Here is a 14305-nt window from a genome sequence, read left to right on the forward strand (position 1 = left end):
GGTCGAACAATAATTTTAAAATTATAGTGTTATTGTATCATACGAAACATTATATTAATCACATTGAATTTATGTTAAAACGATTTCTATTAGTCACCATTACAGCCTGTTCCTTATCTGTCTTTGGGCAGACAAAGCCTATGTTACCTTATGCGATACAAAAAGGCTCGCTTAGTGAACAGTTTTTGAATTTGAGCAACCTCTCAAAATCGCAGAATGCTGACTTTAAGATCATTCGCAAAACGAACCTGGAAATTGTGCGTAAGAACGTACTGGACTCCATTTCTGTGTATCAAAAGGAAATTGCGGAACTTAAGGCGAATTCATCATCTTCCGTAACAACCGTGAAAAACTTAAAAGATTCGGTAACCACCTTGGATACCCAATTAAAAGCAGAACAACAGAAAACGGATAGCATTGCTTTTGTAGGCATAGACTTTGCAAAAGGAACCTACCACACCATGGTGTGGGCCATCATCATTGTTCTGGGCATTGCGTTTCTTGCTACGCTAGCTTCCTTTAGAAAGGCGAAGGTGGACACCAATGAGCACAAGAAAACCACGGAGGAGTTGCAGGACGAATTGCAAACCTTGCGAAAAAAATCCATGGAGAAAGAGCAATTGTTGAAGCGACAGCTTTTGGACGAACAAATGAAACGGAATTCCTAAAACCGATCATAAAAAAAAGACGTTTGCTCAGCAAACGTCTTTTTTTTATTTTGATTGCAGAGGTTGTTCAAGTAGACCTCCTTTTTCGCTATCTACAACGAGCTTGGCCTTATTCGGATTACCTTTTACGATCCAGCGCACCCGCACTTCCCGCATTCCTTCAATATTGGGCACTTCGATCTGTTCAGGCTTGTATCGCTGCTCCGTGGTGACGTTGAAATCCTTATCCAGCACACGTAAGCCGGTGACGACATCTACGCCCTCTAGCCGGATATGGTCGGGACGTTCGATCTTATAGTTCAAATCATGATCAGAATGTGTGGGAATGATACGACTATTCCAAACCGTCGCGTTGACTTCAAACAGATTCCCTCCGAGCGGCTTAACATCTGTTTCCAAAACTTCCAGCTTGGGCGTATGATGAGCGTGGTAAATGGTGAAAGCGGCATTTCGGTGCGCATCTTCCAACAGCAAGAATCCCGGATGGTTTCTCGTATAGTTTTTCTTTGCTCCACCGATTTCTATTTTCCCAAACTGGGGGTGATCGTATTCCTTCCATGGCACATAGGCGTCTCCAAAAAGTAGAAGTTTATCAAATTCATAATACTCGTCGCTCTGGCGTAAACCTTGCCCCGCTTTTTCGTTGAACAGCTTATATGTCGTCATCAATTCGTTGGAAAATGTAAAAACACCGCGTGCAAGAGCTATAAAATCTATCTCCCCACCAAAGACGGTATATAGGTCTTTATGAATAACGATATAGTTGTAGCCGGGAAGCATGCGTTCGCCCACCTTGCCCAGCGCATCATACACCTGCACATCTGCCCGCGAATAATATTTCTCGTCCTGCGCCGCTCCGGGCCCGCGCAGAATCATCCCGCCATAGTTGTGGTAGGACTGCGCGCCAGCGATATTCTTATGTGCATAAAAGAAAGCCTTTACCGCCTGCGTCTCGGGAAGGGTGCCTGGATAATACAAGGCGCCATTTTGCACATAATTGGGCTGCCAGTTCCATCCCCAATCCCGGTTAGGATCGTAAGTTCCGGTAATATCTTCGTTCACCAAGCCATCACCATCGTTGTCAATACCTTCAAATCCGAGCAGCTCATAGTCGCCTACCTCGCCAGCCTTTACAACAACCATCCGATTAGGATTGTCAGGATCCACCTTATAGCGGCCAGTTTTTGACTTTCTGCGCATCATGACGATATGCCCATCGCCATCCAGATCATCATAGAGATCTTCCGCTACAGCTCCATCGCCATCGTTATCAAACGGCCGCCTTCCGGTACGGGAGGAATGCATGGTATTGGGTTCATGTATAAAATAATCCCGAGAATCGGGGTTGATCGTTGGCGCAATATAAAACACCTTGTCCTGCAGCAATTCCTTAATGAAGGGCACACTGTGGAAGTTTTCAGCGAGATACCAAGCGGTATACATCGCAATCTCCGATCCTTGCAATTCATTGGCGTGGATGTTACCGTCTATCCACATTCCGGGTTTACGCGCAACATTACCCTTGGAAAAATCAGAGATTGTCAACACGAACATATCCCTTCCTTCATAGGACTTTCCGATGGATTCATACTTCACCAACTGCGGATACGCTTTCTGCAGGTCTTGGCAAAACTGGGCAATCTGCTTATTGTCGTGGTAGCGGCTCCAGTTCATAGCCACCTTTGGGTTTGATGGCGACCCGATCGCTCGCAATCCAGCAATTTCTACAGCCTCCTTTTCGCCTTTTTGCTGTGCATACACAAAATTAGATCCGCAGAAGAATGTAGCCAATACTATATATATAAGTCTCATGATGTTCAAAGTTATAGGTTTACGTTAATGGTTTGCTCGCCTGCAGTAGGGCATCCTGCAGTTATCTCTACGCCACCTTTCCCTTGAATAAGCCAAGAAAACTGTTGCGAAGAACCGCCTTGTAGTGTAGGATATAGTTGTAAGCGCTTGCCGCTTAAAAATTTCTGATTTTTCTGCAATGTACATACAGCTTTCATTTTGGATACATGTTTGATCTTATCTGCAATCTCGGGGTAGGTCGATAGCATGCCTGTATTCACCACACGGATGTCTACCCGAAAGATGTTGTCTCCCAAGGGCGTGACCACAGGCGGTTCAAATTCGAGCCTTGCCATATTGTTCAACAAGGATAGCACAAATTCAGTATGCGCATCCGTTGCACTTTGTAGAAACACCTTCGGAGGATTGTTTCTAAAGATATCCACCACTCCGCCAACCTCAACTTCTTGCTCTGGGAAATCAGGATGCTTGATTTTGGTCCAAGGCAATAGGGCTCCTGTCACATTATTCGTGGTAGCCCATTGTAAAAATTGATCATTGCCGTTTTTAGATGCAGCACTGGCTTTTGTCTTCGTGGAGTCCTGCAGCGAAGGCCACCACACTGGCGTTGCAAAGCTATACTTCCCATGATGATAGTAAGCCGTATTGGAAAAATCGCCACCTTGTGCAGCAAGCTTTGGCGCAGCCCCCAAGGCTGAGGTGGCTCGGTTGTAGATACTGCTCACAAATTTGGATACCTCGACGTCCTTGGCCGACCATGACCCAATGATGCGTTCGCCCGCTTTCCGCGGATCGAATGTCTCGGGCTCGGACAGGTTATTACCAAGGCCAAAATGCAATACGGCCGCAATTTGTGGATGATCGAATATAAAGTCGACAATGGCGCGGGTTTCCGGTTCAGAAGCCGCATAATCGCCACTTTCTACTGTAAATGGTCTGTAGTCAAAGGTGAAATTTCGATTGATATTTACTCCCCCGTCACCATCCTCGGCAAAGAGACCATCTTGATCTACATCTCGCCCTTCTGCATACAGGTCGTATATTCCCTGCTGCCCTTTGCCGCGATCAGCCTCGACCAGGTAATCCGGATGTCCACTATCGGGCAGATATTTCCCACTGACACGACGCACACGCATTTGAGAGATAATACCATCACCGTTCAAGTCTTGCGCCGGGTCTTCGTTCAAGCGACCATCGCGATCGTTGTCAATGACGCGCGCATTTCCCGACAGCCATATTTGCGATGCGGTGTTACGCTTGTAGGCATCTGGATTTAAAATGGGAACAATCCAAATGGAGCGTTCGCGGAGCACAGCGGCTAACGAATCTTTCGGCAGATTCAATATGTTTTTAGCCAGTTCCACGGCACTCAGAATTCCCGCGGGGTGTTTGCCATCAATTCCTGCAACCACAAGCAAGGTGGGTTTTGCAGCTTGGCCGGCTTGAATCTTGATCAGCGGAATAGCTTCGCCTCCAAAGCTCTTTCCAATGCTGGCGGCTCCTGCTCCTGAACGCGTGGAAATGTCTCGAATCTCAGCAGTAAGCTGGCTGTAAGTGGGATAATTGAGCTGGCTCCAGGCAGCAAAGGGGAGCATCGCAAGAAAAACGAATAGGCCTATCTTCATAAAAACCGGTGTAGAATGTTGTCAATTAGTAAATTGAAACTAAACTAAGCATTACAAACCAAAAGTCATATGAAACCAAAGTAACATTTCGATAATAATCGACGGTACAATCGGCTTTGTGAAGAAAAGAAGCCACCATAGATCGACGCTTGTTTCATAAATTCTAAGCCCCTTGAAAACAGACGTGAGCTATACGTATTTACGCCCTCTTCAGGGATCGATCTCGCTAAGAAAAAATACGGTTGGGAAAGTTTGCAGGATAAAAATAAAATTATTATCACTAAGCGTTTTGCTTTTAAATAGATATAGCTTATTTTTGCCTTCCAAAATCCGGGTGTGAAAATCATCTGTTTTAAATTGATTAATAATTATTTAGTCCCTATAATATGCCCAATATTGGTAAAATAGCGCAGATTATCGGCCCCGTAGTTGATGTCAACTTCGCCGACAATGAGAATCTTCCTAAGATTTATGATGCCTTGTACATTGAGAAAGACAATGGTCAACGCATCGTATTAGAAGTGCAACAACACTTAGGTGAGGATCGTGTTCGTACCATCGCCATGGATGCGACAGAAGGTTTGGTTCGTGGAATGAAAGTTGTTGACACGGGAGCACCGATCAAAATGCCTGTTGGTGAAGAGATCAAAGGTCGCGTATTCAACGTAGTAGGTGATGCTATTGATGGTATCCAGAATTTGGATAAATCTAATGGCCGTCCTATCCACAACGTGCCACCAAGATTTGACGAGCTATCTACCGAAAGCGAAGTATTATTTACAGGTATTAAAGTAATCGACTTACTAGAGCCTTATGCTAAAGGTGGTAAAATTGGTTTGTTCGGTGGAGCTGGTGTGGGTAAAACCGTATTGATCCAAGAGCTTATCAACAACATCGCCAAAGGACACGGTGGTCTATCTGTATTTGCTGGTGTGGGCGAACGTACACGTGAGGGTAATGACCTATTACGCGAGATGTTGGAGTCAGGCATTATCAAATATGGCGACCATTTCATGGAAGGCATGGAAAAAGGAGAATGGCCTCTAGATCAAGTAGACAACGAATTGATGAAAGAGTCGAAGTGTACATTTGTTTTCGGACAGATGAACGAGCCTCCAGGGGCACGTGCTCGTGTTGCGCTTTCTGGTCTTACAGTAGCGGAGTACTTCCGCGATGGTGATGGCCAAGGTCAAGGTCGTGACGTTCTTTTCTTTATCGATAACATCTTCCGTTTTACACAAGCTGGTTCTGAAGTATCCGCGCTATTAGGCCGTATGCCTTCAGCGGTAGGTTACCAACCAACACTTGCGACGGAGATGGGTTTAATGCAAGAGCGTATCACATCGACTAAAAACGGATCCATTACATCTGTACAAGCGGTATATGTTCCTGCCGATGACTTAACTGACCCGGCACCAGCGACAACGTTCGCTCACTTGGATGCAACAACGGTATTGTCACGTAAAATCTCTGAGCTAGGTATCTACCCTGCGGTAGATCCATTGGATTCTACATCTAGAATCTTATCACCAGCGGTATTGGGCGACGAGCACTACAATACAGCGCAACGTGTGAAAGAAATCTTACAACGTTATAAAGAACTACAAGATATCATCGCCATCTTAGGTATGGACGAATTATCGGAAGAAGATAAGCTAACGGTTCACCGCGCTCGTCGTGTACAACGTTTCTTATCTCAACCTTTCCACGTAGCGGAGCAATTTACAGGTCTTAAAGGTGTACTTGTTGACATCAAAGATACCATCAAAGGCTTCAACATGATTATCGACGGTGAAGTAGATGAGTATCCTGAAGCAGCGTTCAACTTGGTAGGTGGCATCGAAGATGCGATCGAGAAAGGCAAGAAACTATTGGCAGAAGCAGTTTAATAGTACAGAGTATAGCGTATTGAGTAGTGAGATATGATCATGACTCAATACGCATTACGCAATACACAATACATCACTAAATGAAATTAACAATCATTACTCCAGATAAATTAGCATACGAAGGTGAAGTCACTGCGGTGACCGTCCCTGGAAGTGCCGGTTCTTTTCAAATTTTAAAGGATCACGCTCCTATTGTGTCTACTTTAGAGGATGGCAAAGTCATTATTCAAGGAAACGAAGGCCAAATTATTCTGGTCATTAACGGTGGAGTTGTGGAAGCCAAGGAAAATAACATCACAGTATTAGCAGAAGGAATCGTTGAAGAATAAGTAAAAGATACAAAGATGAAAAGCCCTTAAGACTTCCAAGTTTTAAGGGCTTTTTTATTGATGTTGTATTGGTTGGTGTCGTGATCTCCCTACTGAATTTCGCTGCGAAAAATAGGGCAGTTTAGGTAGGCTTCAACTACGGCATTTTTAAAACTTTCTCCAACAATTTGAACATTTTAAGCAGAATTCGAGCATTATCAACGGAAATTAGAAAAACAAAAAAACATACTCATTCTAATTTTAGTCTACTCGATGAAAAATAAAATTTTATATGAGTATTAGTAGACAGAATTAAAAAACATAAAAAATAAAAATTCAAAATATTAAACTTTTTCAAAATAATCTGTTTTGCTATTGTAAAGAATTTCGAATAGAACTAACTTAACCAAAGTGAAATTCGTCTGCGCAAAATCTTGGGGAAGGAAGACATTTCGTAACAGACAAAAATCAACATGAATATGCAGTATTACAATCAAGACACGTACATCTATTTGAACGGAGATTTTGTGAAGGCTTCGGAAGCAGGAGCTGATCTCTTCGGGCAATCCCTTCATTATGGCTATGGCGCATTTGAAGGCCTACGGGCGTACAACACTCACCATGGGATACGCATATTCAAAGCTGAAGAACATTTTGACCGTCTACAACAATCTTGCGAGGCTATACACCTGCCCTATACATGGAGCACGCAGCAATTGATGGATGCTACTTATGAGTTGTTGGAGAAAAACAACTTACGAGCGGCCTATATACGTCCATTGGTTTTCTCGGGTCCCAACATGCACCTGACGGCAGCAACAACGGCCAACATTATGATAGCTGCTTGGGAATGGGGACCTTACCTCGGTCAGAACCTACTACGTGTTTGCACATCAACCGTCGAGCGGCCCAACCCAAAATCCTTCCCAGTAGAAGCAAAAGTCTCTGGACAGTATGTAAATGCTATTCTAGCGAGTAATGAAGCTATAAAACGCGGATTTGACGAGGCCCTATTATTAGATCAGGATGGATTTGTAGCGCAGGCATCAAGCGAAAACTTATTTATAGAAAAAGATTTTAAATTATACACCCCACCTTTGGATCAGGTGTTCCCAGGTATTACACGCCAAACCGTGATCGAGCTCTGCAAGGAGCTCCATATTGATGTTGTTGAGAAAAAACTGAGCATTCAAGATGTTCTAGAAGCTGATAGCGCTTTCTTAAGCGGAACAGCATCAGAAATCATCGGCATCAAAGAAGTTAACGGCGTTACATACAAAGAGGACTGGGAGCATACCATCGGTGCATCTATCCAAAGAAAATACAAAAAATTAGTTTTAGAAGAAGAGAATTATGAAGTCATCATCTGACCAGGAAAACGCATTGAACAAATACAGTCGCATCTTTACCCAAGATGAAACGCAACCCGCTGCCAAAGCCATGCTGTATGGCATCGGGCTGACAGATGCGGACATGGAAAAGGCGCAGGTAGGCATAGCAAGTATGGGCTATGATGGAAACACCTGCAACATGCACTTGAACGACCTTGCACAGGTCGTCAAAAAAGGTGTGTGGGGGAATGGTCTGGTTGGACTTACTTTCGGAACAATAGGTGTGAGTGACGGGATGAGCAACGGTACCGACGGTATGCGGTACTCTTTGGTTTCTCGCGATGTCATTGCCGATAGTATAGAGACTATCTGCGGTGGGCAATATTATGATGGCTTGATCGCCATCCCAGGATGTGACAAAAACATGCCAGGCGCCGTCATGGCTATGGGCAGATTGGACAGACCGGCCATCATGGTCTACGGTGGAACCATCGCACCGGGACACTATAAAGGGCAAGAATTGAACATTGTCTCGGCTTTCGAAGCGCTGGGTCAACGCCTTTGCGGCAACCTATCCGACGAAGATTATGAAGGTATCATCAAGCATACCTGTCCTGGCGCTGGTGCCTGCGGTGGTATGTATACCGCAAACACTATGGCAGCAGCCATCGAGGCTCTAGGCATGAGCTTGCCCTACTCTTCCTCAAACCCTGCCGAATCCGAAGACAAGAAAACCGAATGCACCGATGCCGGTAAATACATCCGTGTATTGTTGGAGAAAGATATTAAGCCGTCCGATATTATGACTCGCAAAGCGTTCGAAAATGCGCTACGCACCATTATTATATTGGGAGGAAGCACAAATGCGGTGCTACACTTTATTGCTATTGGAAAGTCTGTGGGCGTCGACATCTCGCAAGACGATTTCCAACGTATGTCGGACATAACCCCGGTATTGGCCGACTTTAAGCCTTCCGGAAAATATCTGATGCAGGATTTGCACCAGTATGGTGGCACGCCTGCGGTGATGCGGTATTTATTGGACGAAGGCTTATTGCACGGCGACTGCCTCACGGTAACAGGCAAGACTGTGGCAGAAAACTTGGCAGACGTCAAATCTATTATCGATTACAACCAACCTATCGTCAAGCCTTTAAGCAACCCTATCAAAGCGACAGGCCACTTACAGATTTTGTACGGAAACCTCGCAGAGAAAGGATCGGTCGCTAAGATCTCCGGAAAAGAAGGCGAAAAATTCACAGGCCCTGCACGCGTTTTCGATGGTGAACATGAACTAGTTGAAGGAATCTCAACGGGACGCATAAAACCAGGCGACGTCGTCGTTATCAAGAACTCGGGACCCAAAGGCGCTCCAGGTATGCCAGAAATGTTGAAACCCACTTCCCTCATCATCGGTGCAGGTTTAGGAAATTCGGTGGCTTTGATCACCGACGGTCGCTTCTCTGGCGGAACACACGGATTTGTGGTGGGCCACATCACTCCAGAAGCGTATTCTGGCGGTCTGATCGGTCTTGTGGAAGATGATGACGTCATTGAGATTGATGCGGTGAACAACTCGTTAAACCTTGATGTGAGCGATGCCGTTATTGCCGAAAGACGTGCTAAGTGGACACAACCGGCATTAAAGGTTAGCAAAGGTGTATTGTACAAATATGCAAAAACCGTTGCCGATGCTTCAGAAGGCTGCGTGACAGATTTATAGAAATTAAAAAGGGAAAAAATTAAAAATTAACATGGTAGAATGTCAACCAGTTTTTTGACTTTTTACTTTTGACTTAAAAACGATGAGTACACTGGAAAAAACGGAAACTATGCCTCAGCAGGAAACAGAAGCGAAAACCCAATTGAGTGGTTCGCAGGCGGTCCTAGAGGCATTGATCCACGAAGGCGTAGATACCATATTTGGTTATCCAGGTGGTGCGATTATGCCAATTTATGATGCGTTGTATGACTACAATGAAAAACTAACGCATATCCTCGTGCGCCATGAGCAAGGTGGAATCCACGCAGCTCAAGGCTATGCACGTACTTCTGGCCGTGTGGGCGTCGCATTTGCGACGAGTGGACCTGGCGCAACAAATTTGGTCACCGGCCTTGCCGATGCCATGATTGACAGCAATCCAATCGTCTGCGTTACGGGACAAGTGTTTGCTTCGCTGTTGGGAACAGATGCCTTCCAAGAGACGGACATCATCAACATCACCACGCCGGTTACGAAATGGAACTACCAAGTGACGGATGCAACCGAAATTCCTAGTGTACTGGCAAAGGCTTTTTATATCGCACAGACCGGCAGACCGGGACCTGTGTTGATCGATATTACTAAAAGTGCACAGCTGCAGCTATTTGACTACGAAGGTTACAACAAGTGTGACCATATCCGTAGCTACAGACCAAAACCGATTGTCCGCAAAGAATATATCGAGCAAGCGGCAGCTTTGATCAACGAAGCGAAAAAACCGTTCGTTATCTTCGGACAAGGCGTTATCCTTGGACAGGCGGAGCAAGATTTCAAAAATTTCATTGAAAAAGGAGGCTTCCCTGCAGCAACCACGGTAATGGGATTAAGTGCATTGGAAACCAGCCATCCGCAACATGTAGGTATGCTCGGTATGCACGGCAACTACGCCCCTAATGTGATGACCAACGAATGTGATGTGCTCATCGCGGTAGGCATGCGTTTCGACGACCGTGTTACCGGTAGACTGGATAAATATGCGAAACAAGCGAAGGTTATCCACCTGGATATCGACCCCGCCGAAATCGACAAAAATGTAAAAACTACAGTTCCTGTTTGGGGTGACTGCAAAGAAACACTCCCCTTACTCACCGAACTTCTACAGCCGCGTGACCACAGTGCATGGCTAGCACAATTCCGGGAGTTGGAAAAAGAGGAAATCAAAGAGGTTATCCACAATGAATTGAACCCAACAACGGAAGTCATGACCATGGGCGAAGTCATTCGCGTATTGAATGAACTCAGTGGTGGCGATGCCATTATTGTGACCGATGTCGGTCAACACCAGATGGTCGCCTGTCGTTATGCACAATTCAACAGTTCGAAGTCTAATGTCACCTCCGGCGGATTAGGCACTATGGGCTTTGGTCTTCCAGCAGCCATTGGCGCTTGGTATGGTGCACCTCATCGCGATGTCGTCGCCATCATCGGCGATGGAGGCATACAAATGACCATTCAGGAACTTGGTACGATTATGCAGTTTGGCGCAAAGGTGAAGATCTTGATCCTGAACAACGAGTTTTTAGGTATGGTGAGACAGTGGCAACAACTGTTCCACGACAAACGCTATTCTTTTGTCAACATCACCAGTCCCGACTTTGTTGCTGTAGCCAAAGGCTATTACATCGATGGCAACAAAATCTCGGATCGCAAAGATCTATATAACGCCTTAAAAACCATGTTGGATCATGATGGGGCCTATCTATTGGAAGTAATGGTCGGGAAAGAAAACAATGTATTCCCTATGGTTGCACAAGGAACAAGCGTATCGGAAATCCGCCTGAAGTAAAAAGTAAAAATTAAAAAATAAAAAAAGTATGGCGACGTCAATCGACATCAAGCACAGGGCTTATGAGTTTGCAAAACAAGTCATACTTTTTACCAGCGAGCAACAATACAGTAAAGTTTACACGTCGATGATTGATCAACTTATAAGAAGTGCATCATCGATCGGAGCAAATCTTGTGGAGGGATACGCTGGATCGTCAAAAAACGATTTTATTAAGTTTTATACTATAGCGTTGAAATCGGCAAATGAAACCAAGTATTGGATTTGTTTATTACGAGATACGATACTGCAAGAACAAAAGGAAAAGCTAAATAATTTATTGAGAGAAGCCGACGAATTGTCAAAGATAGTCGCGACAATCATCATCAAAACGAAGAGCAACGATTAGATTTTTTAATTTTTCTCTTTTTAATTTTTAATTTGGAAATGGAAAAACAAGAATATACCATCACCTTATACACGGAGAATTCTATCGGGATGATAGGTCGTATCTCCGGTATTTTTTCCAGAAGGAAAATCAACATCGAGAGTTTAAATACTTCTCCTTCTGAGGTAGAAAACATACATCGTTTCACCATATTGATCACCGAATCGGAGGAGGTGGTCCGTAAACTTTGTCGTCAAATTGAAAAGCAAGTTGAAGTACTTAAAGCATACTATAACACCGACGAAGAGTTGATTTGGCAAGAGCAGGCGCTTTATAAAGTGCCCACAGATGTGATTGCAGAAAAAGCTCCTGTGGAGCGCTTACTACGTGAATACGGCGCTTCAGCAGTTGTGATCCGTAACGATTACACGGTATTCGAAACCGCTGGACATCGTGAGGAGATCGATAAACTAACGGCTGAACTAACCAAGTACAGATTGATCGAGTTTGTGCGGGGTGCGCGTATTGCGATCATCAAAGACAGCGCTGGCTTTCACTCGAAGCTAAAACAGTTCGAACGCGAAGAGCCCGCTCCTGAAGTGGTGGAAAATGAATTTTTGGATCAGGCTGACAAAGTCTTTACAATGTAATTGACCATGGATAACGTTTTTAATTTCATCATCGATGCACGTAAGGCATTCATCGAACTGATCGACAGCCTATCAATCGAGGAGCTGAACGAGATTCCTGCAGGATTCAACAACAATATCATTTGGAACTTCGGCCATATCGTCGTCAGTACACAAGGGCTTTGCTACTTGCGGACAGGCATACAATCTGATACTTCATCGGTAAAATACCTAAGCGCCTACGCTAAAGGTACAAAACCAAGCTATACCGTAGATGCAGAAGAAGTGGCTGACTTACGCGCATTGGCTTTGTCGACTATTCAACAAATCCATGCCGACTATGACAAAGGCGTATTTGCGGCGATTACCCCTTTCGAAACATCAACCTACAAAACCAGCCTGAACAGTATTGAAGAGGTCCTGATTACAACAGCTGGACACGACAATCTGCATTTTGGCTATGCGCTGGCGCAGCGTCGAGCATTATCAAAGTAACAATCAACCTTAAAAAACAAAAAAAATTAATAATAAAACAATGGCAAATTATTTCAACACATTACCTCTTAGAGAACAACTAGAACAGTTGAGTCATGCAGAATTTATGGAAACCGCTGAGTTTGCAGATGGCGTAAACGCTTTAAAAGGTAAAAAAATCGTAATTGTAGGTGCAGGCGCACAAGGGTTGAACCAAGGTTTAAACCTCAGAGATAGCGGTCTTGATATCTCCTACGCACTACGTAAAGAAGCTATTGAACAAAAAAGAGATTCTTGGAAGAATGCTACGGACAACAACTTTACTGTAGGAACATATGATGAGTTGATTCCAACAGCAGACCTTGTGATCAATTTAACACCAGACAAACAACATACGTCTGTTATCAATGCGGTAATGCCTTTGATGAAACAAGGCGCAGCGCTATCTTACTCGCACGGATTCAACATCGTAGAAGAGGGTATGCAAATCCGCAAGGACATTACCGTTTTGATGGTTGCACCAAAATGTCCAGGATCTGAAGTTCGCGCAGAATATTTGAGAGGCTTCGGCGTACCCACACTAATCGCGGTACACCCAGAAAACGATCCAGAAGGAAAAGGATGGGCTTATGCAAAAGCGTACTGTGTAGGAACAGGCGGACATCATGCTGGTGTATTGAAGTCGTCGTTCGTAGCCGAAGTAAAATCAGATTTAATGGGTGAGCAGACCATCCTTTGTGGACTTTTGCAGACAGGTTCGATCCTATCGTTCGACAAAATGGTAGAAAAAGGCATCGACGCGGGCTACGCTTCGAAACTGGTACAATATGGTGTTGAAGTAATCACCGAAGCCTTAAAACATGGTGGTGTAAGCGGCATGCTTGATCGTTTGTCTAACCCAGCGAAAATTAAAGCATTCCAAATTTCCGAAGAACTGAAAGACATTATGCGTCCGTTGTTCCAAAAACACCAAGACGACATCATGTCGGGTGAATTTAGCAAAACCATGATGGAAGATTGGGCAAACGGCGATGTAAACCTATTGAAATGGAGAGCGGAGACCGGCGAAACGGCATTCGAAAAAACACCTGCAGGCGATGTTAAAATCGGTGAGCAAGAATATTTTGACAACTATGTTCTTATGGTTGCTTTCGTAAGAGCAGGGGTAGAATTGGCTTTTGAAACGATGGTAGAGGCAGGTATCAAACCAGAGTCGGCTTACTATGAATCGCTGCACGAAACACCGTTGATCGCCAACACAATTGCACGTAAGAAATTGTTCGAAATGAACCGCGTGATTTCCGATACGGCAGAGTATGGTTGTTACCTATTTGACCAAGCATGTAAGCCTTTGTTGGCCGACTTTATGAAAAAGGTAGATACCGACCTTGTGGGCAAAAACTATAACGAAGGAAAAGACGGATCGGTAGATAATGTACAATTGGTACAGGTAAATGAAATCTTACGCAGTCATCCTGTAGAGGTGGTGGGTGTAAAATTGCGCAAAGCGATGACCGCAATGAAAGCCATTAAAACTGTCTAATAATTTCGTAAATTAGACGACCAAAAAAAGGGGCAAAACCTTGTTAACAAAACTTTGCCCCTTTTTACTAAAGCCTTCCTGAAATCGCTGAATCAGGCAGCAGGAACTATC

General features: G+C 44.4%; 12 protein-coding genes. 10 read left to right on the forward strand and 2 right to left on the reverse strand.

The window, feature by feature from the left end:
- The first annotated feature begins 71 nt into the window (after window positions 1–71).
- Window positions 72–668, forward strand: coding sequence for a hypothetical protein (locus tag SCB77_RS09340; RefSeq protein ID WP_320186163.1), 597 nt, complete (start codon window positions 72–74; stop codon window positions 666–668).
- A 45-nt stretch (window positions 669–713) separates the two neighbouring features.
- On the opposite strand, the gene SCB77_RS09345 is transcribed toward SCB77_RS09340, so the two are convergent.
- Window positions 714–2480, reverse strand: coding sequence for a M14 family metallopeptidase (locus SCB77_RS09345; protein ID WP_320186164.1), 1767 nt, complete (start codon window positions 2478–2480; stop codon window positions 714–716).
- An 11-nt stretch (window positions 2481–2491) separates the two neighbouring features.
- Window positions 2492–4105 (reverse strand): M14 family metallopeptidase, encoded by a 1614-nt coding sequence (locus SCB77_RS09350; RefSeq protein WP_320186165.1) that lies wholly within the window; start codon window positions 4103–4105, stop codon window positions 2492–2494.
- 386 nt (window positions 4106–4491) lie between these two features.
- Between SCB77_RS09350 and atpD the strand changes: the two genes are divergently transcribed.
- The 9 genes from atpD (at window position 4492) to ilvC (ending at window position 14194) form a co-directional block, all read left to right on the forward strand.
- Window positions 4492–5994, forward strand: a complete 1503-nt coding sequence (gene atpD, locus SCB77_RS09355) for a F0F1 ATP synthase subunit beta (protein ID WP_320186166.1) — start codon at window positions 4492–4494, stop codon at window positions 5992–5994.
- A gap of 80 nt (window positions 5995–6074) precedes the next feature.
- On the forward strand, window positions 6075–6323 hold the full coding sequence (atpC, locus tag SCB77_RS09360; protein WP_320186167.1) for an ATP synthase F1 subunit epsilon: 249 nt from the start codon (window positions 6075–6077) through the stop codon (window positions 6321–6323).
- A 458-nt stretch (window positions 6324–6781) separates the two neighbouring features.
- Window positions 6782–7672 (forward strand): branched-chain amino acid transaminase, encoded by an 891-nt coding sequence (locus SCB77_RS09365; protein ID WP_320186168.1) that lies wholly within the window; start codon window positions 6782–6784, stop codon window positions 7670–7672.
- Window positions 7656–9356, forward strand: coding sequence for a dihydroxy-acid dehydratase (gene ilvD, locus SCB77_RS09370; protein ID WP_320186169.1), 1701 nt, complete (start codon window positions 7656–7658; stop codon window positions 9354–9356). Before SCB77_RS09365 ends, ilvD begins: the two co-directional genes overlap by 17 nt.
- An 82-nt stretch (window positions 9357–9438) precedes the next feature.
- Complete coding sequence (gene ilvB / locus SCB77_RS09375) at window positions 9439–11181, forward strand: biosynthetic-type acetolactate synthase large subunit (RefSeq protein ID WP_320186170.1); 1743 nt, start codon at window positions 9439–9441, stop codon at window positions 11179–11181.
- A gap of 28 nt (window positions 11182–11209) precedes the next feature.
- Window positions 11210–11569, forward strand: a complete 360-nt coding sequence (locus tag SCB77_RS09380) for a four helix bundle protein (RefSeq protein WP_320186171.1) — start codon at window positions 11210–11212, stop codon at window positions 11567–11569.
- Window positions 11570–11607: 38 nt separating this feature from the next.
- The gene (ilvN, locus tag SCB77_RS09385) at window positions 11608–12198 is read left to right on the forward strand and encodes an acetolactate synthase small subunit (protein ID WP_320186172.1); all 591 of its coding nucleotides are present in this window, start codon (window positions 11608–11610) and stop codon (window positions 12196–12198) included.
- A 6-nt stretch (window positions 12199–12204) separates the two neighbouring features.
- Window positions 12205–12672 (forward strand): DinB family protein, encoded by a 468-nt coding sequence (locus tag SCB77_RS09390; protein WP_320186173.1) that lies wholly within the window; start codon window positions 12205–12207, stop codon window positions 12670–12672.
- Window positions 12673–12712: 40 nt separating this feature from the next.
- Window positions 12713–14194: a ketol-acid reductoisomerase gene (gene ilvC / locus SCB77_RS09395; RefSeq protein ID WP_320186174.1), complete on the forward strand. Its 1482-nt coding sequence runs from the start codon at window positions 12713–12715 to the stop codon at window positions 14192–14194.
- Window positions 14195–14305: the final 111 nt, after the last annotated feature.

Source organism: Sphingobacterium bambusae, from assembly GCF_033955345.1.
GTDB lineage: Bacteria > Bacteroidota > Bacteroidia > Sphingobacteriales > Sphingobacteriaceae > Sphingobacterium > Sphingobacterium bambusae.